The sequence below is a fragment of the Pseudarthrobacter sp. 10T415 genome (genome assembly GCF_056394175.1).
Genome location: NZ_JBFTHJ010000006.1, coordinates 76,601 through 98,930 on the forward strand (window position 1 = coordinate 76,601; position 22,330 = coordinate 98,930).

Annotated in this window: 19 protein-coding genes, 1 tRNA gene, 1 other RNA gene and 1 pseudogene; 11 read left to right on the forward strand and 11 right to left on the reverse strand. The window is 66.2% G+C overall.

Translation table 11 applies throughout. The features are described from left to right. Window positions 1–56 precede the first annotated feature (56 nt). On the forward strand, window positions 57–449 hold the full coding sequence (locus AC1DBN_RS10395; RefSeq protein ID WP_477723136.1) for a hypothetical protein: 393 nt from the start codon (window positions 57–59) through the stop codon (window positions 447–449). Between the two features lies 1 nt (window position 450). Here the strand turns inward: AC1DBN_RS10395 and AC1DBN_RS10400 are convergent, their stop codons facing one another. Further along, a complete protein-coding gene (locus tag AC1DBN_RS10400; protein WP_477723137.1) occupies window positions 451–1,962 on the reverse strand; it encodes a helix-turn-helix domain-containing protein in 1,512 nt (503 codons plus the stop codon). Window positions 1,963–2,110: 148 nt separating this feature from the next. Here AC1DBN_RS10400 and aceA point away from each other — a divergent pair, with 148 nt between their 5' ends. Further along, the gene (aceA, locus tag AC1DBN_RS10405; RefSeq protein WP_091718063.1) at window positions 2,111–3,439 is read left to right on the forward strand and encodes an isocitrate lyase; all 1,329 of its coding nucleotides are present in this window, start codon (window positions 2,111–2,113) and stop codon (window positions 3,437–3,439) included. Between the two features lie 218 nt (window positions 3,440–3,657). Beyond that, complete coding sequence (gene aceB, locus AC1DBN_RS10410; protein ID WP_477723138.1) at window positions 3,658–5,310, forward strand: malate synthase A; 1,653 nt, start codon at window positions 3,658–3,660, stop codon at window positions 5,308–5,310. A 271-nt stretch (window positions 5,311–5,581) separates the two neighbouring features. Here the strand turns inward: aceB and AC1DBN_RS10415 are convergent, their stop codons facing one another. Next, window positions 5,582–6,778, reverse strand: coding sequence for an MFS transporter (locus AC1DBN_RS10415; RefSeq protein ID WP_477723139.1), 1,197 nt, complete (start codon window positions 6,776–6,778; stop codon window positions 5,582–5,584). A gap of 145 nt (window positions 6,779–6,923) precedes the next feature. Between AC1DBN_RS10415 and AC1DBN_RS10420 the strand changes: the two genes are divergently transcribed. Together AC1DBN_RS10420 and AC1DBN_RS10425 are read left to right on the forward strand one after the other, a co-directional pair. Beyond that, on the forward strand, window positions 6,924–7,883 hold the full coding sequence (locus AC1DBN_RS10420) for a D-2-hydroxyacid dehydrogenase family protein (RefSeq protein ID WP_477723140.1): 960 nt from the start codon (window positions 6,924–6,926) through the stop codon (window positions 7,881–7,883). A gap of 14 nt (window positions 7,884–7,897) precedes the next feature. Next, window positions 7,898–8,431 carry an N-acetyltransferase family protein gene (locus AC1DBN_RS10425; protein ID WP_477723141.1) on the forward strand — a complete coding sequence of 178 codons (534 nt, stop codon included), beginning with the start codon at window positions 7,898–7,900 and terminating at the stop codon, window positions 8,429–8,431. A gap of 4 nt (window positions 8,432–8,435) precedes the next feature. Here the strand turns inward: AC1DBN_RS10425 and AC1DBN_RS10430 are convergent, their stop codons facing one another. Continuing rightward, complete coding sequence (locus tag AC1DBN_RS10430) at window positions 8,436–10,616, reverse strand: amylo-alpha-1,6-glucosidase (RefSeq protein WP_056076806.1); 2,181 nt, start codon at window positions 10,614–10,616, stop codon at window positions 8,436–8,438. A gap of 59 nt (window positions 10,617–10,675) precedes the next feature. Next, window positions 10,676–11,737 carry a glycosyltransferase family 4 protein gene (locus AC1DBN_RS10435; protein WP_477723142.1) on the reverse strand — a complete coding sequence of 354 codons (1,062 nt, stop codon included), beginning with the start codon at window positions 11,735–11,737 and terminating at the stop codon, window positions 10,676–10,678. 217 nt (window positions 11,738–11,954) lie between these two features. On the opposite strand from AC1DBN_RS10435, the gene AC1DBN_RS10440 reads away from it, so the two are divergent. Both AC1DBN_RS10440 and AC1DBN_RS10445 read left to right on the forward strand, forming a co-directional pair. Further along, window positions 11,955–12,653: a DsbA family oxidoreductase gene (locus AC1DBN_RS10440; RefSeq protein ID WP_477723143.1), complete on the forward strand. Its 699-nt coding sequence runs from the start codon at window positions 11,955–11,957 to the stop codon at window positions 12,651–12,653. A 56-nt stretch (window positions 12,654–12,709) separates the two neighbouring features. After that, window positions 12,710–13,360 (forward strand): TetR/AcrR family transcriptional regulator, encoded by a 651-nt coding sequence (locus AC1DBN_RS10445; protein WP_056076809.1) that lies wholly within the window; start codon window positions 12,710–12,712, stop codon window positions 13,358–13,360. A gap of 66 nt (window positions 13,361–13,426) precedes the next feature. Here AC1DBN_RS10445 and AC1DBN_RS10450 read toward each other — a convergent pair whose 3' ends face one another. After that, window positions 13,427–14,104: a LytR C-terminal domain-containing protein gene (locus tag AC1DBN_RS10450; RefSeq protein ID WP_056076811.1), complete on the reverse strand. Its 678-nt coding sequence runs from the start codon at window positions 14,102–14,104 to the stop codon at window positions 13,427–13,429. Continuing rightward, entirely contained in the window at window positions 14,097–14,396 is a 300-nt protein-coding gene (locus AC1DBN_RS10455) for a type II toxin-antitoxin system VapB family antitoxin (protein ID WP_171908923.1), read from the reverse strand. The genes AC1DBN_RS10450 and AC1DBN_RS10455 overlap by 8 nt, the downstream gene beginning before the upstream one ends. Window positions 14,397–14,543: 147 nt before the next feature. On the opposite strand from AC1DBN_RS10455, the gene AC1DBN_RS10460 reads away from it, so the two are divergent. Then, window positions 14,544–15,473, forward strand: coding sequence for a hypothetical protein (locus AC1DBN_RS10460; RefSeq protein WP_477723144.1), 930 nt, complete (start codon window positions 14,544–14,546; stop codon window positions 15,471–15,473). 107 nt (window positions 15,474–15,580) lie between these two features. Continuing rightward, entirely contained in the window at window positions 15,581–17,218 is a 1,638-nt protein-coding gene (locus tag AC1DBN_RS10465) for a stealth family protein (RefSeq protein ID WP_056076815.1), read from the forward strand. A 56-nt stretch (window positions 17,219–17,274) separates the two neighbouring features. Here the strand turns inward: AC1DBN_RS10465 and AC1DBN_RS10470 are convergent, their stop codons facing one another. The 4 genes and pseudogenes from AC1DBN_RS10470 to AC1DBN_RS10485 all read right to left on the reverse strand — a co-directional run. Further along, the gene (locus AC1DBN_RS10470) at window positions 17,275–18,204 is read right to left on the reverse strand and encodes a phosphodiesterase (RefSeq protein WP_477723145.1); all 930 of its coding nucleotides are present in this window, start codon (window positions 18,202–18,204) and stop codon (window positions 17,275–17,277) included. A gap of 164 nt (window positions 18,205–18,368) precedes the next feature. Next, window positions 18,369–18,881 carry a glutathione peroxidase gene (locus tag AC1DBN_RS10475; RefSeq protein WP_231994447.1) on the reverse strand — a complete coding sequence of 171 codons (513 nt, stop codon included), beginning with the start codon at window positions 18,879–18,881 and terminating at the stop codon, window positions 18,369–18,371. Then, entirely contained in the window at window positions 18,866–19,606 is a 741-nt protein-coding gene (locus tag AC1DBN_RS10480; RefSeq protein ID WP_314215613.1) for a hypothetical protein, read from the reverse strand. Before AC1DBN_RS10480 ends, AC1DBN_RS10475 begins: the two co-directional genes overlap by 16 nt. 113 nt (window positions 19,607–19,719) lie before the next feature. Continuing rightward, a pseudogene (locus AC1DBN_RS10485) lies at window positions 19,720–20,466 on the reverse strand (M23 family metallopeptidase); the annotation flags it as partial. A gap of 238 nt (window positions 20,467–20,704) precedes the next feature. Between AC1DBN_RS10485 and AC1DBN_RS10490 the strand changes: the two are divergent. Then, window positions 20,705–21,625, forward strand: coding sequence for an oxygenase MpaB family protein (locus AC1DBN_RS10490; protein WP_091718037.1), 921 nt, complete (start codon window positions 20,705–20,707; stop codon window positions 21,623–21,625). Between the two features lie 81 nt (window positions 21,626–21,706). On the opposite strand, the gene AC1DBN_RS10495 is transcribed toward AC1DBN_RS10490, so the two are convergent. Beyond that, window positions 21,707–21,794: transfer RNA gene (locus AC1DBN_RS10495), tRNA-Ser, on the reverse strand. Between the two features lie 427 nt (window positions 21,795–22,221). On the opposite strand from AC1DBN_RS10495, the gene ffs reads away from it, so the two are divergent. Then, window positions 22,222–22,318, forward strand: an RNA gene (gene ffs / locus AC1DBN_RS10500) — signal recognition particle sRNA small type. The last annotated feature ends 12 nt before the right edge of the window (window positions 22,319–22,330 follow it).

The window sequence follows — 22,330 nt, forward strand, 5'->3', positions numbered from 1 at the left end:
CGTTCAAAACCGCCATCCCCCGAGTGGCCATCCCGTCGACCGGAAACATCCAGGAGTTGGAATCCCTGAGTCCGGACTTCATCTCCTGGTATGCCCAGCACCGATTCAGCGTTGACATCGAGGAGGTGCTGGAGAGCCTAACGCTCTTCTTCCGCTTGTATCCCAGTTTCGAAGGAGGTCGTTCCATCACTGCCCTGAAATCAGCGGAAGTGTCTGCAAAGCTGTCGTCGCTCATCACGCATACCCTCTTCGAAGGCGTCATGGCCGCCTACTCTCTGATGCGGTTCGTCGAGTTCCTCCATGCTGCCGGCCGCTGGTCCGGCAGCCAGGAATCGTTCCTGGCCGTGCACGGCATCCTGGAGGACATCTCCAACGCCAGGGTGCGCATAGCGATTAGCTACGAGCACATCCCAGAACATGTCACCACCGGAACCGCCGACTGGCCTTAGCTCAGCTCCCCGAGTGGGCCTGCAGGAAGCTGTACACCTCGGTTTCGTCGACGCCGGGGAAGGCGCCGGGCGGCATGGCCGCCAGGAGATGCGAATGGGCGCGTGCGGAGGGCCAGGCGTTCCCGGCCCACTCCGAGGTCAAGGCGGCCGGCGGGCGCTTGCAGCAGTTCGGGTCGGGGCAGTTGGAGGTGGCCCGGGCTGTCGTCTCACGCCCGCGGAACCATTTCACATGCTGGTAGGGCACCCCGATACTGAGAGAAAACTCACCGGTGGCCGAGCGCTCGGTCCGCGCGGTGCACCAGTACGTGCCCGACGGCGTATCCGTGTACTGGCTGTAGGCACTGAACTTGTCCGGAACGTCGAACACGGCACGCGATGTCCAGGCCTTGCACGACGGCTGGCCCTCGATGGCGCCGGTGTGGTCCTGGGGGAAGTTCACGCCGTCGTTCTCGTACGCCTTGTAGATGATCCCGCTCTGGTGCGTCTTCTGGAAATGCGTGGTGATGCCCAGGTGCCTGGTGGCCAGGTTGGTGAACCGGTGCGCCGCGGTCTCGTAGGAAACGGCGAATGCATCCCGGATGTCCTCCACGGCGATTTCCTTGGCTGCTTTGGCTTTTTGCAAAAATTCAACGGTGGCCTGCTCCGGGAGTAGCAGCGCCGCGGCGAAATAGTTGGTCGCCACCCGCTGGGCCAGGAAGTCGCCATAGTTTCGGGGTGTTTCGTGGCCCAGGACGTAGTGTCCCAGGGCCTGCAGCAGCACGGACCGGGGATCGTGGTCCTGCCGCTGGCTCTGCGTCAGGTAAATTCTGCGGTTCTTCAAATCGGTCACGGACCGTGTGGAATGCGGCAAATCGCCCACGTGGTACAGGGCGAATCCAAGGTGCGCGGCAATGTCAGCGATGACGTGCTGGCTCAGAGGACCGGCGGTGTAGCCCACCTCCTTGAGGACCTTCTGCGCTTCGGCCTCATACTCCGGGAAGTAGTTGCCGCGCTCACGCATCATGGCACGCAGCTCACCGTTGGCGCGCCGGGCTTCTTCCGGGGTGGCCACCTGCTCGTTCATCTTCCGCTCCAGCTCGTGCAGGAGCCCCACCTGGGCCTCGAGCACATCCAGCGGAAGCCGCGAACTGATGCGGATTTTCGGCAGGTTGAGAGACTCGTAAAGCGGTCCGCGCTGGTACCGTTCCAGCTCGATCTCCAGCGCCGCGCGCCGGCTGGGCGGTTCGGCGCCCAGGAGCTGATCGATGCTCACGTTCAGTGCCGCGGCCAGGTGCTGCAGAAGGGTCAGCTTGGGTTCACGCTTGCCGTTTTCGATCAGGCTGAGCTGACTGGGGGCGGTCCCGACGGCGGCGCTCAGCCCATCGAGCGTGAGCCCGGCTTGTTTACGCAGATGGCGGACGCGGCGGCCCAGCGCAATGACGTCGAGTCCCGCGGCGGCGGCTGACGGCGGCTGGGAAACGTCCCTGTTCCAGCTTGAAGGCGACATTTCTGAAGAATACGTGAAGAAGTGCATTTCTTTCCATAGTTTTTATCTAGAAAGGGGGTTGAAAGTGCTGAAAAGTAGTTCACACGGAAAGAAGCACCGCACCGGAAAGCCGGTGGGAACCTCAACGACGCGGTTCCCACCTACCCAATCCGGAGCTCAATCAAGGAGATCAACGATGACTGCAGCATTTGAGCCCACCCAGAAGCCGTCCGGCCAGGACAACACGCAGCAGGCCGCCGCCCTGGAGCTCGAGTGGGCCGCCAACCCGCGTTGGGAAGGTGTGACCCGGGACTACTCAGCCTCCGACGTCGTCCGCCTCCGGGGCCGTGTCACCGAAGAGCAGACGCTGGCCCGCCGCGGTGCGGAGAAGCTGTGGAAGCAGCTCACCGAAGAGCACAAGACCGGCGGCTACACCAACGCCCTGGGCGCCCTCACCGGCAACCAGGCGGTGCAGCAGGTCAAGGCCGGCCTGCGCGCAATCTACCTCTCCGGCTGGCAGGTAGCAGCTGATGCCAACAACTCCGGGCACACCTACCCGGACCAGTCGCTGTACCCGGCAAACTCCGTCCCCACCGTGGTCCGCCGCATCAATAACGCCCTGCTCCGCGCAGACCAGATCGAGTTCTCCGAAGGCATCCAGACCGTCGAGGACTGGCTGGTCCCGATTGTTGCCGACGCCGAAGCCGGCTTTGGTGGCCCGCTGAACGCCTACGAGCTCATGAAATCCATGATCCAGGCCGGCGCCTCCGGCGTTCACTGGGAAGACCAGCTCGCCTCCGAGAAGAAGTGCGGCCACCTCGGCGGCAAGGTCCTCATCCCCACCCAGCAGCACGTCCGCACCTTGAACGCGGCCAGGCTCGCGGCCGACGTCGCCGGTACCCCCACGGTCGTCATTGCCCGCACCGACGCCGAGGCCGCCACCCTGATCACCTCGGACGTTGACGAGCGGGACCAGGAATTCATCACCGGTGAGCGCACCGCCGAGGGCTTCTACAAGGTCCGCAACGGAATCGAACCCTGCATCGCCCGGGCCAAGGCCTACGCCCCGTACTCCGACCTCATCTGGATGGAGACGGGCACCCCGGACCTGGAGCTGGCCCGCAAGTTCGCCGAGTCCGTCAAGGCCGAGTTCCCTGACCAGATGCTCTCCTACAACTGCTCCCCGTCATTCAACTGGCGCAAGCACCTCGATGACGACACCATCGCCAAGTTCCAGCGCGAACTCGGCGCCATGGGCTTCACGTTCCAGTTCATCACCCTGGCCGGCTTCCACGCCCTGAACTACTCGATGTTCGATCTTGCCCACGGCTACGCCCGGGAAGGCATGAGCGCCTACGTCGAACTCCAGGAGAAGGAATTCGCCTCCGAATCCCGCGGCTACACCGCAACCAAGCACCAGCGCGAAGTCGGCACCGGCTACTTCGACACTCTCTCCACCGCGCTCAACCCGAACGCGTCCACCCTGGCCCTGGTGGGATCCACCGAAGAAGGCCAGTTCCACTAGCAACTTACGACGGCGGACGGTCACCTTCGCCTTCGGAGCGGCAATGCTCTGCCTGCTATCCCCATGCCCGCCCCATGACCTCGTCGAACTCGGTCGGGGGCGGGCACAGGGCCCCTTTACGCAGGCTGCCGCATCACCGCACCTACGGCTTTGCGTGTTCCTCGCCTTGGTGCCGCTCGCCGCCGTCGAACTTCCCTTTCGTCTTTAAGGAGACTGAGATGAACAGCTTCACCGATAGCTTCACCATCAACGGCATCACCATGACTGCCCAGCCCATTTGCCGGCAGGACGAGGTGCTCACGCCGGACGCGCTGGCATTCATCGCCAAACTGCACCGGGCCACGGCGGCGCGCCGTCAGGAGCTGCTGCAGGCCCGCCGGAGCCGCCGGGCTGCCATCGCCGCCGGACAGGATCCGAGGTTCCTCCGCGAGACCGAACACATCCGCAACGACTCATCCTGGCGGGTGGCTCCCCCGGCGCCGGGCCTGGAGGACCGCCGCGTGGAGATCACCGGGCCGGTGGACAAGAAGATGACCATCAATGCCCTGAACTCGGGCGCCAAGGTCTGGCTGGCCGACATGGAAGACTCCTCCACCCCGACCTGGCGAAACGTCATCAAGGGCCAGCTGAACCTCACAGACGCCCTGGAACGCCGGATCGACTTCACCAGCGAAGAGGGCAAGGAGTACAAGCTGAAGCCTGCCGGCGATCTGCCCACCATCGTGGTCCGCCCGCGCGGCTGGCACCTGCCCGAAAAGCACATGCTCATCGACGGCACACCCATCGCCGGCGGCATCGTTGACTTCGGCCTGTTCTTCTTCCACAACGCCCGCCGCCTGCTCGCCCAGGGCAAGGGCCCCTACTTCTACCTGCCGAAAATCGAGAACCACCTCGAAGCCCGGCTCTGGAACGACATCTTCATCCTGGCCCAGGACCTGCTCGGCATCCCGCAGGGCACCATCCGCGCCACGGTACTGATCGAAACCATCACCGCAGCCTTCGAAATGGAGGAGATCCTCTACGAACTGCGGGACCACGCCTCGGGCCTGAACGCCGGCCGCTGGGACTACATCTTCTCCATCATCAAGAACTTCCGCACCCGCGGCCCCCGCTTCGTCCTCCCGGACCGCGGCCAGGTGACCATGACCGCCCCGTTCATGCGCTCCTACACCGAGCAGCTCGTCCGGGCCTGCCACAAGCGTGGCGCCATGGCCATCGGCGGCATGGCCGCGGCCGTGCCCAACCGCAAGGACCCGGAGGCCAACGCCAATGCCCTGGAGAAGGTCCGGGCGGACAAGACCCGCGAGGCCAGCGACGGCTTCGACGGCTCCTGGGTGGCCCACCCCGATCTGGTGCCCATCTGCCATGAAGCGTTCGATGCTGTCCTCGGCGAGCGCCCCAACCAGCTCGGCAAGCTCCGCGAGGACGTCACCCCGGACGACCGCGCCCTCATCGATATCGCATCCCTGCACGGCACCATCACCGAGCAGGGCATCCGCAACAACATCGAGGTGGGCATCCGCTACATCGAGTCCTGGCTCCGTGGCAACGGTGCCGTGGCCATCCACAACCTGATGGAGGACGCCGCCACCGCGGAGATCTCCCGCTCCCAGCTCTGGCAGTGGATCTACGCCCGGGCTATCACCGACCACGGCGAGATCATCACCCACGAATGGGTGGAGGAGCTGCTGGACGGCGAATTCGCCCGGCTGGAGCGCTTCGACGGCGACCGTTTCGAGGACGCCCGGGACATCTTCGAGGAAGTCACCCTCGCCACGGAGTTCCCGTCCTTCCTCACCCTCCCGGCCTACGCCCGCTACCTCACCGAAGCCCGTGAAAAGGCCACCGTGGAGGAGCTCGCAGCGGCCTGATCCGCAGCTGCCCAAACTTCCGTCCGCCGGGCCGGCACGCCCTTCGCAACAGGCCCCCCCGAAATCCGGGGCGCCGGCCCGGCAACGGAACCCCTTTACACGCCTGCTCACTTATTGCGTCAAACCGCCCGACGCGCGCTCACTTCCCCCAGAAGAGTGAGCGCGCGTCCGCGGTTTAACCCCATCAAGTGAGCGCCCGTCCTTGGGTTAACGACATCAAATGAGCGCGCGTCCCGGGGTGCGGAAGGGACGTCCGACGGCGGCCCGCGCCTTAGCGGCCCCGCGGCACCTTGCGGACGGAGAGGGTGGTGCTGACGAAGAAGGTCAGCACCGAGGCGAGGATGACCAGCAGCGCCGGGGTCCAGGACTCCGAGGCGTCGTGGACAAAGCCCACCAGGGGCGGGGCAACCGCAGCGAGGCAGTAGCCCAGGCCCTGCACGGTGGCGGACATCCTGCCCGCCATGGCCTGGTTCCGGGCCAGCCGGATGATGGCGATGAAGATGATGGTAATGCCGCCGCCCTGGGCGATCCCGCCGCAGGTCGACCACAGCCACCACAGCTGCGGCATCAGCAGCAGCCCGGCCGGGACGGCCGTCCACAACACGCCCAAGGTGACCGCCACCGCCGTCGTACTCATGTATTTGGCGGCGAACGGCACGCCGAGCCCGCCCACAATGGCGAGGATCTGGAAGATGGATGACGCCGCACCGGCTTCCGCGGCGGACATGCCCAGCTCGTCGTGAAGGTAGCTGGGCAGCCAGGCGGTGACACCGTAGTAGGAGAAGGCCTGGCCGCCGAAGCCGGCCGTCAGGCCGAAGGTGATCCAGCCGGTGCCGGCCACCGGCGGGAGCTTGGCCTCGCCGGCGTCCTCGGCAGCGGAGGCGATGAACGCGGTCCGCGGCCCCACCGCCAGCGTCCACACCACGATGGCGGCCACGGCCAGGAGGGCCACCGATGCCAGGGCTGCACGCCAGCCGGTCCATTCAGCCAGGGGCGCCATGGCCACGGACGTCAGGAACGAGCCGATGTTCAGGGCAGCGGTGTAGATGCCCATGGCGGTCCCCTGCCGCCAGGGCGAGAAGTCGCGGCGGATGATCAGCGGCACGGCAATGTTGCCCACTGTGATGGCCAGGCCAATAATCACCGTCCCAGCAACCACCAGGGCTGGCCCCCCGGCGGACCGCACCAGCACGCCCGCCAGGACGCCCAAAATGGTGAGGCTCACGGCGAACTCGGCGCCGAACTTCCTCGCGGCCAGGGACGCCAGCGGCGAAGCGAGCGAGAAACAGAGCACGGGAATGCTGGTCAGCAGTCCCAGCACCACAGGGGAGAAATGCAGTTCTGCCTGCATGGGACCCACCACCGGCGCGACGGCCACGAACGGCCCGCGCAGGTTCAGTGCCAGCAGGCCAATGCAGGCGAGCAGGATCCAGCTGCCGGGAATTCGGGAAAGCAGCCGGCCGCTCACGGGGCGGAAAAGGGGAACTGGAAGTCACTCATCACCTTCATTGCTATCACGCCGCGCAGGGGCGCAGGTTCCGCAAGGCACCGCGTGACCCCCAGGCTTAGGATGAACCTGCCCCAACGGACACCGCGAAGGACAGGACACCGCCATGCCGCACCGCCTTGCCATCCTCGACGACTACCAGGACGTGGCCCATGGCTACGCCGACTGGGCGGCCCTGGAAGCAGAGGGGGTCAAAGTTTCCACGTTCCGCGAACCCTTCGCCTCGCAGGATGCGCTGGTCTCGGCGCTCGCCGGCTCCACCATCGTGATCGCCATGCGGGAACGGACCGCCTTCCCGCGCGAAGTGTTCGAGAAACTGCCCGCCCTCGAACTGCTGGTGACCACGGGGATGGCCAACGCGTCCATCGACGTCGCCGCAGCCGCGGACCACGGCGTCACGGTCTGCGGAACACCCGGTTCGCCCGCGGCAGCCCCGGAGCTGACTTGGGCGCTGCTGCTGGCCATCGCACGGCACCTGCCGGCCGAGGAAGCCTCGCTGCGGGCCGGCTCCTGGCAGAAAACCGTAGGGGTGGAGCTGGCAGGCAAGACCCTGGGCGTGGTGGGGCTGGGCAAGATCGGGCGCCGGATTGCCGGCTACGGCCAAGCCTTCGGCATGGACGTGGTGGCGTGGAGCCAGAACCTCACAGCCGAAGCCGCGGCGGAGGCCGGGGTGCGGCTGGTATCGAAGGAGGAGCTGTTCCGCGCGTCCGACATCGCCACTCTCCACCTGCGGCTCTCCCCTCGCTCGGAGAGCACCGTGGGTGAGCAGGAGCTGCGGCTGCTGGGCCCCGAAGGCATCCTGGTCAACACCGCCCGCGGCCCCCTCGTGGACCAGGAAGCGCTGGTCCGGGCACTGAACGAAGGCTGGATCCGCGGCGCCGCCCTGGACGTTTTCGACCAGGAACCGTTGCAGGCCGGCCACCCGCTGCTGGCGGCCCCCAACACCGTCCTGTCACCGCACCTCGGCTACGTCACGCAGGAGAGCTACCGGCAGTTCTACGGCGGCGCCTTCGAGGACGTCACCGCCTGGCTGGCAGGCTCCCCCATCCGCACCATCACCCCCTGACCCCGGAGTAACCCATGAGCCACACCGTCCGCCGCGCCACCGTGGCCGACGCCGGCGCGCTGGCTGAGCTGGCGGCCGTCACCTTTCCGCTGGCCTGCCCGCCGTCGTCGTCGCCGGAGGATATCGCGGCGCACCTGGCAAACACGCTCAGCGAAGACCACTTCCGGGGCTACCTCGCCGATCCGGACATCACCATCCTGGTGCTGGACAGCGGCGACCGGCTTAACGGGTACAGCCTGCTGGTGGACCGGCCGGCGTCGGACCCGGACGTTGCCTCGGCCCTGACACTCACGCCGTCGGTGGAGCTCAGCAAGTGCTATGTGCATCCCGAACACCACGGACTGGGTGCCGCCGCCGAACTGATGCATGCCAGTGTGCAGGCCGCCGGTGCGGCTGGCCGGGCCGGGATCTGGCTGGGCGTCAACAGCCAGAATGCCCGCGCCATCCGCTTCTACGGGAAGTCCGGGTTCCAGAAGGTGGGCACCAAGTCCTTCCGGCTGGGCAGCACCGTGGAACACGACTTCGTCCTCGAACGCGCCTTGCCGTAGCTGCTTACGTGCCGGGCTGGTTCAGGCCGGCATGGTCTGAGGCGGCCTCCGGGCTTCCGGGCGGATACGCCAGCGGCGGGCGCGGCTGGGCCAGGAGCTTCAGGCCCGGGGGAAGTCCGTCAATGGTGCCGCTGGTGCCGGTGGCGGTGATGGTGACCCGGGAAGAGTCCAGCAGGACGTTTTCGGCCCGGAAGGTGCCCACGGTGTCCGGGAGGATCGGTGCCAGGTGCACTACTCCGCGGGTAAAGACAGGGTCGAAGCGGAGGAGGATCCGCGCCAGCTGGACAGGCGCCGCGGCAGCCCACGCCTGCGGCGAACATGCGGTGGGGTACGGCACGGGGCCGGGGAACTCACCGCGGTCGAAGCCACAAAAGAGTTCGGGCAGCCGGTTGTCGAAGTGTTCGGCTGCTTCGAAGACCCCCAGGGCCACCCGTCTTGCCTCGTCCACGAACCCGTAGCGCATCAGGCCTGTGGCCACCATGGCCGTATCGTGCGGCCAGACGGACCCGTTGTGGTAGCTGACCGGGTTGTAGGCGCCCATGTCCGAGGCGAGCGTGCGGATGCCCCACCCAGTGAACATTTGCGGGGACATCAGGTGCTCCATGACGGACTGCGCCTTGTCCCGGTCCACGATGCCTGAGAAGAGGCAGTGGCCGATGTTGGAGGTCAGGGCGTCCACCGGGCGCTTGTCCTTGTCCAGCGCGACGGCGAAATAGCCTTTGTCCGGCAGCCAGAACTTTTTGTTGAACTCCTCTTTGAAGGCCGCTGCCTTTTCAGCCCAGTGGTGTTCCAGTTCCGGGTCCCCGTCCCAGTGCGCCAGCAGGGAGCGGCCCAGATAGGCCGAGTAGACGTAGGCCTGCACTTCGCAGAGGGCGATGGGCGGTTCGGCGATGGTCCCGTCGGCGAAGTTGATGCCGTCCCACGAATCTTTCCAGCCCTGGTTGACCAGCCCGTGGTTGTTGGGGCGCAGGTATTCCACGAAACCGTCACCGTCGCGGTCGCCGTACTTCTCAATCCATTCCAGGGCCCGGTCCGCGTGGCTGAGCAGTGGCTGGATCACGTCCTTGGACAGTCCCCATCGGCTCAGTTCTCCGAGGACGGCCACGAACAGCGGGGTGGCGTCGGCGGTGCCGTAGTAGGCCGTGCCGCCGAGGGACAATCCGGCGGTGACCCCCAGCCGGACCTCGTGCGGGATGCGGCCGGGTTCCTCCTCGGAGTCGTTGTCCACCTTCTTGCCCTGGATGCCGGCCAGGGTCTGCAGTGTGCCAAGGGCAAGGTTGGGGTTGACCATCAGGCTCATGTAGGAGGTCAGCAGCGAGTCCCTGCCGAACAGCGCCATGAACCAGGGCGCCCCGGCGGCGACGGCCGCCCGGTCCGGATGGTGGGGGTCGAAGATGCGCAGTGCACCCAAGTCGCTTTGGCTGCGGTTGAGCAGGTCCTGGAGGCTGGCGTCTTCGATCCTGATCCGCGGTACGCCTTCTTCCCAGTCCAGGTGCCGGCGCACGCCTTCGCGGTGGTGCGGCAGTTGCCCCTCGCGGAAGGGCTGGTCCGGTGCTTCGCCGTTGACCAGGGGCACCACGATGATGCTGGTGGCCCACTTTCCCCGCGCCGGGACGGTGATGCGGAAGCGCAGGCCTTCGGTGCTGACCTCGGCATCCCTGGCGCCAACGGCGGTTCCGCGCTGCTGGCCGTGCCGCAAGGCCTCGATGATGAGCTTGCCGTCCCTGACGGTCCGGGTGGTGTCGTCGTTCCCCGTGGCGCGGCTGCCCTTGACCTCGAACAGGTCTGCCTGGTCCGCCTCCACCAGCAGCTCAATTTCGCAGTCCACCGGCTCGGATGCATAGTTTTCCAGCGTGATGTCGTCCTGCATGCCGGGACCGATGTGCCGCACCTGGCGGACCACCAGCGGGCTGTCGAACCTGCCGCCGGGCCATTTGGCCCGGCCCACGAACGTCGCTTTGAAGGGCTGCGGCCGCTGGGCTGTCAGGGGCTCACGCAGGGCCCCATTGACGCGGAGCATCCACCGCGAAACGATGCGGGTGTCCTGGAAGAACGCACCGTTCGTGCCGCCGTCGGAGGGGATGTCCCCGCTTCCGGACGAGATGCAGAAGGAGGATCCTTCCAGGACGGTGACCGATCCGGAATCGGACACGGATGCTTCGTTATCGGCGTTCCAGGCGGTCATCAGGGACTCCCCTCTCAAGCGACGAGGTGCTGCCCGAAAATCCGGGAAGCACCGTTGCCCTATCGATTCTGGTCCACCGGGACGGCATGCGGAACCCCCGCCGGAGGCCGCCTTTCAATCAGTTCGGCATATAGGCGCAGGTGGTCCGCCACCATCCGCTCTGCACTGAAGCGCCCCTGCACCGCGCTGCGGCACACCGCCCTGTCCAGGCCTGCGGCGGCCGGAATGAAGTCCGCTAACTGTTCGGTGGCGCCCAGGAAGCCCGTTCGCCCGTGCTCCACAATCTCCTCCGCGGCTCCCACAGCGGTTCCAACCACCGGCGTTCCGGTGGCGAGGGCCTCGATCATGACCAGGCCGAAGGGCTCGGCCCATTGGATGGGGTTAAGGAATGCCACCGCTTCCCCCATCAGGCGGTATTTGGTCGCGTCATCCACCTCCCCCATAAAGTCCTCGTTGGAGCCCAGCATGGGTTCAACCACATCCCGGAAATAGCGCACCTCCTCCGGTTCCCGCATCTTCACCGCGATCTTCAGGCGCATCCCCACCTCACGGGCGATGCTGATGGCTTCCAGCAGGCCCTTGTCCGGGCAGGACCGGCCCACGAAGCACAGGTAACCGCCTCCTCCCGTTCCCACCGGAACCGCCGCGAGGTCCATACCGTGGTGAATCACCCGGGTGACGGGTACGCCGGGAGCATGCGAGGCCTGGTCCCGGGAGATGGCGATCACCGCCCCTGCCCGGGCTATGGCGCGATAGATGTCGACCGCCCTGGCATGCAGGGGTCCGTGGATGGTGGTCACCACCGGAATCCCTCCGGGCCGGTGCATGTAGAGGGGGCCGGCAAGGGTGTGGTCATGGATGATGTCCACGTCCGCCAGCCCCTCATAGGCCCTGACCACGTGGCTAAGCTCCGACAGGCTGGTGCCCATGCCCGTATAGTCCGCCGGGCGCATGCCAGGGACAAGGGGCACCGGGCAGGTACTTTCACTGGGTGCGGCGAGGAGTACCTCGTGGCCGCGTGCGGCGAAGCCCCGGGCAAGGGTGTCCACCACCCGTTCCGTCCCCCCGTACGTTGCCGGTGGAACAGGAATCCATGGTCCTGATACCAAGCCAATCCGCATCCTGACCTCCCAGGTGAGACGGGCCGGGCTCCCCAGCGGGCCGGGCGCCACCCCGCCGCGGCACGCAATGCCGCAGTGGAATGTTTGGGTTTCCGCGGTCCATTACTGGGCCTCTGTTCAGACTATTGCGCAGGATGCGGCGGCCCACAAGACCTACCGTGGGGTATCTCACACCCGGGCCCGGAATGACTGCAGAACCGCACCGGTTATGCAGTCCATGAAGATTGAGATCTGGTCCGACGTTGCCTGCCCGTGGTGTTTCATCGGCAAGCGCCGCTTCGAGGCCGCCCTGGCTGACTTCCCGCACCGCGACGCGGTTGAGGTGCAGTGGCGCAGCTACCAGCTCGATCCCGGCCTCCCCGAGCACTACGAGGGCACCGAACTTGAGTACCTCAGCACCCGCAAGGGCATGGCACCGCAGCAGGTCTCCCAGATGTTCAACCATGTGGCGGAGCAGGCCAGGGGTGAGGGCCTGGAGTACCGGTTCGACAACGTGGTGGTGGCCAACAGCTTCACTGCGCACCGCCTGATCCACCTGGCTGCCGCGCACGGCCAGCAGGACGCCGCCAAGGAGCGCCTGCTCAGCGACCACTTCGAGCATGGCAAGGACATCGGCAGCCGGGACTACCTGGCCGCGCTGGGCAGCGACCTCGAAATTCCGGACGCAGAGGTGGAAGCGCTTTTCACCACCGACAAGTACGCCGATGACGTCCGCAACGATGTCGAGGAAGGCCGTGCCCTGGGCATCAGCGGGGTGCCGTTCTTTGTCATCGACCGGAAGTTCGGCCTCTCCGGAGCGCAGCCCACCGAAACCTTCACCGCTGCCCTCAACCAGGCATGGCAGGACGCCAACCCCCTGGTTCTGGTCAACTCCGGCGACGGCGAAGCCTGCGGCCCGGATGGTTGCAGCGTCTGACCCGACTGCAGGCGGGGCACTCACCGTTTAGTGACACATCGCGGTAAAGTGTCTGTATGCCCAGGATTTCAGCGGCCACCAACGCAGCACAACGCGCCGACACCCAACGCCGCATCCTGACGGCCTTCGGCGAACTGCTCTTCTCGCACGGCCTGCCCGGGCTGACCATGACCGACGTCGCGCGGCACGCCGGCGTGGGGCGCACGGCCGTGTACAACTACTACGCGGACATCGAAGAGCTGCTGATTTCCTATGCCCTGGAGGAGACGGAAAAGTTCCTCGCGGAGCTGCGGGAGGCGCTCGGCCGGCTCGACAATCCGGTGGAGCGGCTGGCCCTGTACGTGCGCGCGCAGGTGGAGGACCTCACCCGGCGCCACCTGCCGCCCGGACCTGCCATGGGCGCGGTGCTCTCGCCGTCGTCCTTTGCCAAACTCGCCGACCATGTAGGCGAGCTGAGCGTGCTCCTGCAGGGCATTCTGCGTGACGGCATGGACCAGGGCTACCTGCCTGCCGCGGACGTGGGCCAGCAGTCGCAGCTGATCCTGGGAACCCTGTCCTCGAGCGCGGCCAGGGGCAGCGACGAGCCCGCGGAACTGGAAGCGCGGGTGGCGCGGACCGTGCGGTTCATCCAACTGGGCGCCGGGGCAAGGTTCGACGACGGCGGCCGGCCCGTCCGGTTGGCACCGCTTCGCGCCGTGGCCGGCTGAGTTGCCCCATCACTTCAGGTCCCCACAAGCCGGGTTTAGCAGCCCGGGCTGATATGGCAGCGGGTGTCAGGAGGCGGGGGCTGCCGAGGGCATCACGGGCCACATGTCATCGTCCGCCACCCGCCGGCTTTCCCTGGGGCAGCTCAGCGTGCCGGGAGTCTGGTCCACCAGTTCCGGCGGCGCAAGTGCCCGGTAATCCTGCGACAGGATGACGTCCACGGTGCCGTCCGTCCGGCTGTCCTGGAAGTAGTCCGATCCCGGCAGGTTCCGCTGGACACTGAAGGCTGCGGACTGCCCGGCCGCTCCGGAGATCACTGCGGCAACCCCGCGGTAGCTGGGCTCGGTGTTGCCGACCGCGGCCACGACGAATTTGCGCGCGAGGAAATCATCCGCCACGGATTTCGCCAGCCCTGGCCTGCTGGTGGAGTTGTAGACGTTGAGGTTGACCTGTTCGTTCGGCGTGTAGTCGAACGTTGCGGCCGGGCAGGCGCTGACGGTCTTCGCGGCCGGCTCCGCAGAGGGGATGCTGAACCGCCCGTTGATGATGGCAAGAGCCGTGATAATGCCCGCTGCGATCAGTCCGATCAGGAGCACCAGGACCACGGCGTGCAGCACCCGGCGCCGTACGCGGGCGGTGTCGTCGGCGTTCCGGCCGGCGTCGAACGTGGCCCGCAGCTCCTGCCCGCTGACCACATGATGTCCGTGCAGGACGCTGACGTCCTGCGGCTTCTTCTTCCTAGCCATCTATCACCAGGACCCGGGCGTGGATCGCGGTGCGCTGGTGCAGGGCAGTCCGGACCGCGCGGTGCAGCCCGTCCTCCAGGTACAGGGTTCCCTGGTATTGCACCACGTGCGGGAACAGGTCGCCGAAGAATGTGGAGTCCTCCGCCAGCAGCGCTTCCAGGTCCAGGGTGCGCTTGGTGGTTACCAGTTCGTCCAGCCGGACCGGCCGCGGCGGCAGCGAGGCCCAGTCCTTGGGCGTGCTGTAACCATGGTCGGGGTAAGGGCGGCCCTCGCCCACAGCTTTGAATATCACCATGCCACCCTAGGCATCCTGCCGACGACAGCGGAAGTACCCGGCCGTGCCGCCTTAAGGTTGTAGCCAAACGGTGACCATGTCACACGCGGTGACCTTTGCACAGCCGGAGCGGGGAGTTGACCACCCAACTGAGACAATGGATCCATGACAGCATCCGAAGCCCCCGCCGTGTCCGTGACCGGAACCCGCCTGCCGTCAACCCCGCCGTTGGCCCTCCTGCTGGATGTGGACGGGCCGATAGCCAGTCCGGTCACGCGGGACGTCAAACCGGACATCATCGGCGACCTGGTGGCACTGGCCGCCGCCGGCATCCCCGTCATCTTCAACACCGGCCGCTCGGATGCCTTCATCCGCGAGCAGGTCATGGAGCCGATGCTCGCTGCGGGCATCCCGGACGGCACCGTCATCCATGCGGTCTGCGAAAAGGGCGCAGTGTGGTTCAGCTACACCGCCGCGGGCCCCGGACCCGTCCACGTTGACCGCGAGCTGGCCGTGCCTGCCGCGTACGGTGACGACATCCGCCGCCTGGTGGCCGAGGACTACAGCGCACACATGTTCTTCGACGAAACAAAGCGTGCCATGGTGTCCGTGGAGCAGCACATCGAGGTGCCCAGCGCGGACTACCTTGCCGAACAGAAACTCTTTGACGCGGACGCCATGGAGCTGATGGCCCGCCACGGCCTGGGCGTGGTGCGCCTGGACCACCACGCGCCGAATTCCGACGACGACGTGGACTACCGCGTGGACCCCACCATTATCTCCACCGACATTGAGTCGGTGCGGCTGGGCAAGGACCTGGGGGCGAGCCGGGCGGTTGAACTGCTGGCCGCCCAAGGGATCACGCCTGACGCCTGGCGGACGGTGGGTGATTCCCGGACCGATTACGCCATGGCTGACTGGCTGCACCACAACGACCATCCGGTCAAACATGTGGACGTCCGGCCCGCTGATGGCGTCCCGGAGAAACCGTACGATATCCTGACGGCCACGGACCTGGGACTCTCAGATTCGGTTATCCACGACGACGCCGGCGGCGCCTTCCTGCGCAGCTGGCGGGAGGCGCTGGGCGCCTGACGCCGGATCCTTCCCCGCGGCACCCGGTCCCGGGCGGCCCGCCACATCCCGCTTGGCGCGGGCATGCCGACGCAAGCGAAACAAGCTGTTTCCCCCGCGCGGCTATCATGCAGGTAGAAAGGCTTACTTTGACCAGCACGGAGACAACCATCACAGAAGCACCGGTCCAGGACGAGGTTTACTACGCCGGACAGCCCTCGAGCGAGGAACAGTTCCATTCCGAGGTGACCTCGGCTGAGGCTGAACAGCGGTTCAGGCTCCGCCCTGACGTGATCCGGCACAAGGGCCGCTACGCCGTGGTCAACGACAACAGGACGCCCTACCAGGCCATGGTGGAGGACCTGCTGTTCCTGCGCAACGTGCTGGCCAACGCCGGGCTGGCCTACCTTCTGGTGCGCGGCAACAACGACAGGCCCGTCATCGCGCTGGGCTGGCGGGACCGGAAGAAGCTCCGGGCCGCCCTGGTGGAGGCCTGCCGGGACGAACCTTTCTACTCCATGACCGTGGATGCGAAGAAGAAGACGTCCGTTCTGGTTGCGGACGGCGAACTCTCCTCCAACCGGCAGGCGCGCATCTTCCGCCTGTACCGGCCCCGTGTGGAACCGGTGGGCGGCTTCGAGTTCGGCGCATCCGCCGGTGTGCAGATCGAGCTGTGGTCCTTCGAGGGCGAGCAGATCATCCTGCCCATCGAAAACTCGCTGACGCGCCGCACGCTCCTGCGCCAGGACGCGGTCCGCGGAACGGTGGAACGCTACGGCCACACCTGGCCCACCATCGAGAACATGTTCGCCGACCATGCCAGCGACATCAGCTTCGACGTTGACCTGGTGTTCTCATGGGTGGACGGCAGCTCGCCCGAGTACATTGCCGCCCGGCGTGCCCAGCAAAAGGACGCCGTCCTGGGCGAAGGCGACGACCACGAGGCCCGGTTCCGGCAGATCGACGAGCTCAAGTATGCGCTGCGGTCTGTCTACATGTTCGCGCCGTGGATCCGCCGCATCTTCATCGCCACGGACTCCCCCGCCCCGGCCTGGCTGGCAGAGCACCCCTCGGTGACCATCGTGCGGAGCGAGGAGTTCTTCTCCGATCCCTCGGTGCTGCCCACCCATAACTCCCAGGCCGTCGAGTGCCAGCTGCACCACATCGACGGACTCTCAGAGCACTTCCTGTACTCCAACGACGACATGTTCTTCGGCCGGCCCGTCAGCCCGGACCTGTTCTTCACCCCCGGCGGCATCACGAAGTTCATTGAGGCGGAAACCAGGATCGGCCTGGGCGACAACGCTGCGGAACGCAGCGGGTTCGAGAACGCGGCACGGGTCAACCGCAAGTTGCTGTGGAACAGGTTCGGCCGGATCACCACCCGTCACCTGGAGCACACTGCCGCGCCCCTTCGCCGCAGCCTCATCAAGCAGATGGAGGAGGAGTTTCCGGAGGAGTTCCGGAAGACCGCCGCCAGCAGGTTCCGGGCGGCCGACAACATTTCGGTGACCAACTCGTTCTACCACTACTACGCGCTGCTGACCGGACGTGCCGTTACGCAGACCGCGGCCAAGGTGCGATACGTGGACACCACCATGCGGGCCGGGCTGAACTACCTGCCCAAACTGCTGTCCAAGCGGAACATGGACTTCTTCTGCCTCAACGACGGAAGTTTCCCGGAAGTCGCAGCCGATGAACGCGCCGAACTGGTCACGGATTTCCTGGAGAAGTACTACCCCATCAAGGCGCCCTGGGAGAAGTAGCACTGCAGTGCCACAGCCCGCGCTGTGGCACTGCCGCGCGGAAAGCCACCGCAAGGTCAGCGCCTGGTGTTGGCGCCCGTCCTCGACATGGTGCGCTGCTTCGCGGTCTCGGGGATGCGTACCCCGGCGGCCTCGAGGCGCCGCGCAGTCTCTTCCGCTGTCACGTACTCGCCCACCGTCGTCGCGGTTCCCATGGGGACCACCGAGTGGACAATCGTGTGCTCGTACACGTGGACCAGGTTGAATGCCTGGCCGGAGTCCTGCCCCCGAGTGCCGCCCACCGGGACGTTGAGGTCCTGGGTGTAGCAACTGGCGGAGGCCACGGACACCGGGATCCCGGCGAAGGTGGCGGTGGTGGAATAGTGCAGGTGCCCGGCCAGGATGGTCCGCACATCTGAATTCCGGACCACCGCAGCCAGCGACCCCTGGTCACGCAGTTCCACCAGCACCGACAGGTCCAGCACCGAGGGTACGGGCGGATGGTGCAGGGCAAGGATGGTGCCGTCCGGCGCGGGCGTCTCCAGTTCCCTGGCCAGCCACTCGAGCTGGGACCCGCTCAGCTCCCCGTGGTGGTACCCAGGAACGGTGGTGTCCATGGTGATCACGCGCAGGCCGTTGATGAAGTAGCTGTTGTCCACCGGGGCGTCATCGCCGGGCTGGTCCAGCAGGCCCTCGCGGAAGTTGGCACGGTTGTCATGGTTTCCCATGGCCCAGATGACCTCGGCGCCGAGCTCCTTGCAGGCGGGATCCACGATCGCGCGAAGCTTGGTGTAAGCGCCCGGCTCGCCCTTGTCGGCAAGATCGCCGGTAAAGATGACGGCCTCCGGCCTGGCCCCGGACGCCTTGACTTCTTCAAAGAGCTGCGTGAGGCGGGCTTCGCTGTCGACGACGCCGTACAGGGGTTCCGAACCTCCCAACAAATGGGGATCGCTCAGGTGGAGTAGGAAGTGGCGTGGCCGGGGATGTTCGGCCTCGATGTGCTCCATTGCTACCTCTGTGGTCGGTGGGAAACGGCGCTTCCCTTGTACCCCTCAGTAATATTTATCCAATCAGACATTTGGCAAACTTTGGGCAAATCGCCGGAGCTGATGTGGAAAAAGCTAAAAGAACTGCGCTTTCTGCAGGGCAAATTCGGGAAATAGCCTACATTTCAGCCGAGTGCTTTTTCAATCGCGTCGATGACCTCCGCCGAATCCGGCTCCACGGTGGGTGCGAAACGCGCAACCACGTCGCCGTCGCGGTTGACCAGGAACTTCTCGAAGTTCCACTTCACCAGTCCCGGCAGGATCCCCGTCTTGAACTTGGTCAGTTCGGCGTAGAGCGGGTGCTGGTTCTTGCCGCGCACATCGGCCTTGGTGGTCAGCGGGAAGGAGACACCGAAGTTTCGCTCGCAGAACTCTGCGATCTCACTGTCACTGCCCGGTTCCTGGCCCGCGAACTGGTTGCAGGGGACGCCCAGGATCTCGAATCCCCGGTCGCGGAACTTGCCGTACAGGGCTTCCAGGCCCGCGTACTGCGACGTGAAACCACAGTTCGAAGCAACGTTGACTACTAGAACCACGTTCCCTTTGAACCGGGCAAACTCGGTGGTGGTGCCATCGTTCAGGGTCAGGTGAATTGGGTACAGGGGTGCCACGCGTTGCGTCCTCAGGTAGTTGTCCATGCCGGTGCTTCGTTGCCAACCGCCCACGGTACTGGTCGCGGCTGCGTGTTTCCTGTACGTGCGAGGGGTTTGGTCCGGCCGGGCCCGAGGAACTGCCGGCCTAGGGGTCCGTTGCAGGCAAGGTGGCGGAGGGCAGCGGCGTTGGGGTGGGAGCGACGGTGGGGGTCAGAGTGGCGGTGGAGGTCGGCACCGGGCTGGGCGGCGCGGACGACGGCGGAGGTGCTGTCGGCGTCAGGGCAGACGTCGTCGGGGTGGGCGTAGGAGTGGGCGCCAGTGTAGGGACCGGCGTCGGAGGCGGCGTTGGAGTTGGCACTGGCGTAGTAGTGGGCGTCGGGCTCGGCGACGGAGCGGGTGAAGGCGTGGGCGTTGCCGTAGGTGTTGGCGACGGGGTAGGCGTGGGCGTTGGTGTCGGAGTGGGCCTGGGCGTATGCGTCGGGCCAGGTGAGGGCGAAGGTGCCGGCGTCGGGCTGGGAGTTGCGGCCGGTGCCGACGGACTCGGCGCCGGTGTCGGTGTCGGAGCAGGCGTAGGCGTTTGCGTCGGACTGGGTGAGGGCGTAGGCGACGGTACCTGGGGAGCACCCGGCGGCGGCAGGACTGTCCCTGTGGGGCCCGGCGTCACCGACGGGAAAGGTGACGGAGACGCAGTGGTGGGGGGCGTCGTCGTCGCCGTGGTTTCCTCCTGGCCGGCCGACGGATCCGCTCCCACCCCTAAAGGTATGGTCCACACCGTGGCTCCCGAAGAGGCTCCGGCGCCAGGGGCATAGGAAACTGAGGGCTCGGGTGCAGGTCCTCCCAGCGCGCGAAGCGTCATCAGGCTCCAGCCACGGGGGCTGACGTACTTGCCGTCCATGATCGTTTCAAAGTGCAGGTGGCAACCGGTGGACCAGCCGGTGGTGCCCACGCGGGCGATGGCCTGGCCAACCTGCACCTTGTCTCCCGCGCGGACGGCAATCGACTCGAGGTGGTTGTAGGTGGTGATGAGGCCGTTGCCGTGATCGATTTCCACCCGGTTGCCGCCGCCCCAGGGATGCCAGCCGGCAGCCCGCACCACGCCGGAATCGGCGGCGTAGACGGTGGTGCCGCACGGAGCCGCGTAGTCCTGGCCAAGATGGAAATCCCCTGCCGTCCCCGTCAGCGGACTGGTGCGGAACCCAAAGGGAGAGCTGGCATTCAGGAGGGCCAGCGGTGCCATCAGGAAGCCGGCCGGCGGCCTGCCGATACCCGACAGTTCCATTGACACCGTGGATTGTGAGCCAACTCCCGAGCTGCCCACCTGGGGGCGTGGAAAAGCGACGGCAGCCCCGGGATCCGTGAGGATTGCCGGGGACAGCAGGCCGGGACCAACACGGCCGGACGCCTGGGTGTCCTGGGCGGGTGCACCGGGAAGTTGGAAACTGTTCCCCGCACCTGTCAACGGCTCATTCGCCCCGGGTGTGGCAGCAGTCCGGACGGTGTCGGCTGAACCTGGCCACAGACCGGTGGAAGAAGCACTGAGGTTCACCACACCGAAGGCCACCGCCAATGCCCCGGTAGCAACCAGCGCGCGCGCGGCCGGATGGCTGAAGCGCCGGGCATCTCCGCCCATACCGGTTCCCCAATGCTTGCCCAATTGACTGGCTCCAGAAGGTAGCCATCCGCGCTTTCTTGACGGTACATCTCATGGGACCATACGGGCGGACCGGTGTGAACCCCTAACAACACATTGCGGGGATTATGTGGAAAACCGCAGGCTGGACTGGCGCGGGGCTCCCAAGCCTGGTCACCGGTGTGCTGTGCAGGGCGATTTCCTCCCATCGACCGGCGGAACCGGGCAACAATGGGGTATGCGGAGCTTTCTTCGGAAGTGGCAAGGCGAAATCAGGAAGACGTTCACCGGAAGGTCGGACGCCCCTCCGGACTGGGCCGTGCGGCTCGAGGAGGGGGACGACGCCGGATACCACCACCCCGGTTCCGCCGTGTGGGCAGTCCACGGCTCCATGTCCCCTATCGTGGCCGGAATCCGGACGCTCCTGATGCAGTCGCTCCATCCGGGGGCGTTGGCGGGTGTCCACGAGCACTCGAACTTCCGGGAGGACCCGCTGGGCCGCCTTGCCCACACGATCCGCTGGATCTTCACGGTGACCTACGGTTCAAGGGAAGCCGCCGAAGAAGCCTCGGGCAGAGTCCGCCGCCTGCATGTGCCCGTGCGCGGGACCTATGACGGCAACGATGGCCAAGCCCACAGCTACAGCGCCAATGATCCCCACCTTGCCGGCTGGATCCACATCGCCTTCACGGACGCGTTCCTGGCCTCCCACAAAATCTGGGGTGGGCCTGTCCCGGGAGGCCCCGACGCCTATGTCCGTGAGTGGGCCCAGGCCGGCAGTTTGATGGGCGTCGACCGGCCACCCTTGACGGAGGCTGAGATGCGGGCCGAACTGGACCGCTGGTACGAAAGCGGCCAGCTGCGCGCGGACCATCGGGTCGCCGAGACGGTGGAGTTCATCCGAAAGGCTCCATTGCACCCGATGCTGCGGCCCGGCTATCGTGTTCTCTTTGCCGGCGCCGTGTACAGCCTCGAGCCCCGGTACCGCGAGATGCTGGGGCTCTCTGTCCCGCGGCTGGGCCCCTTCCCGCTGCCGGTGAGGCTGGCGACCAAAGCCGTCCTCGGCGTCGTACGCCTCACGCTTGGTCCCCGTGGACCGAGCGAGATTGCAGCGCGGGCGCGTCTGCTCCGGCTGGGAATGGCAGCACCGGACGCCTGAGCACAGTGCCTTTCAGAAAGCCCGCATTCTGGTCAGAACATGCAAAAACCCGGCCCCACACTGTGGGACCGGGTTCCTGGCTGGCGGAGAATGGGGGATTTGAACCCCCGAGGGCGTTAACCCAACACGCGTTCCAGGCGTGCGCCATAGGCCGCTAGGCGAATTCTCCAGCTGCTCTTGAATCAAAAGCAGATACTAGATTACCTGAAGAATCGCGCATCGCCCAATTGGGCCATTTTCGGCGTGACGCCGGCGCTTGGACGGCGGCCGCGGCGCAGCCTGCGCAGGGCTCCACCCGCCCTACTGGCCAGCCACCCAAAACCGGCCATACGCCAGAAATGGGCGCCCCCAACGCGCCCATTCCATCGGACACCGTTGAGCTGCCGGGTCCGGCCCGTTCAGCCAGGCCACACAGCTCACAACCTTGAGATTGCCCCAATCGGTGTACATACCTATGATCGCGGCTGCCGACGGGATAAGCAATGAAAATAGCCCCCTCTGTGCTCGCCATTCCATCCCAGGGCAGGCGTGGCGGGCAGAAGATGCGCGGGACCGCCCCCGATTCGAGTCGGGCCCGATGTTCGGGTAAAGTGTCTGACGGCCCCTCATGTGGCGTCATCCTGTTGAACTCCCCCAGGACCGGAAGGTAGCAAGGGTAGACGGGCTCTGGCGGGTGCATGGGGGGTCTTTACTATTCCCCCACAG